This window comes from Streptococcus sp. 1559, from assembly GCF_013276735.1.
Lineage (GTDB): Bacteria > Bacillota > Bacilli > Lactobacillales > Streptococcaceae > Streptococcus > Streptococcus pseudopneumoniae.
Genome location: NZ_VMLO01000007.1, coordinates 62374 through 63279 on the forward strand (window position 1 = coordinate 62374; position 906 = coordinate 63279).

Annotated in this window: 1 protein-coding gene; it reads right to left on the reverse strand. The window is 39.8% G+C overall.

The window, feature by feature from the left end:
* Positions 1-906 (reverse strand): G5 domain-containing protein (locus tag HT688_RS01950; RefSeq protein WP_240148153.1); only part of this gene is annotated, 906 nt, incomplete at both ends.

Genomic DNA, 906 nt, shown 5'->3' on the forward strand with positions numbered 1-906 from the left:
TGGAACCGTTAGAGTTGAGGTAGTACCATGAACCATTCACTTGTACCCAACCCGTTACCATGGAACCGTTAGTATTATAAAAATACCACATACCATTTTCTTGTTTCCAGCCTGTTGTTGCAGCAACTGGTTTAGCTGGTTCTAATGCTGAATCTGTTCCTTGATTAGATGTAACAGATACAGGATACGAAGGAATAGATGACTTCTTAGGAACAACAACTTTTTCAGGTTCTCTCGTCCCTCTCCTTATACGTCTTTTTACCATCTCTTTAGTAATTTGACGAGAAGTAGTTTCTTCAATTGTTCCACCACGTTCATCTACAGTATAGATTGTAGTAAGCGTAATTTCACCAATTTCTCCTGCTTCTTCTATTTCTTGACCTTTATCAAGAGTTGAGTCATCGAGATATTCTGTTTCGATTGGAATTTCTTGGACAAGAACTTGGGGCTTGGTTCCTTTTTTAACAACTCTTGTTTGAGAGTCTTCTTTTTGACTTAAAGTACTCTCAGTTACTTGTCCACTCTTTCCATCTACATCATAAGTTATCGTTGTAACTGTTTTCCCATTCTTTCCTAGAGTAATCTCTTGCTCCTGTCCTGCAGAAAGGTCATTGTCTGCTTCATATTTAGTAGCAAATGGAACAAGAACTTCTTCAACCTTGCTTTTGGCTGGAACTTTGATAACTGTATCCGTGGCTTCTTTTCTATCAACAGTAACCTTTTCGCTAACCTTACCAGTCTCTGGATTAACATCGTAGGTCGTCGTCGTGGTTACATAGCCATCCTCTCCGTCAACCATCTCAATAGAAGCTCCTCGGTCTCTAGTCTCATCTTTTTCATAACGGATGACACTTGTAGGAAGGACTTCGCGGTCAACCTTGCTTTTGGCTGGAACTTTGATAACTG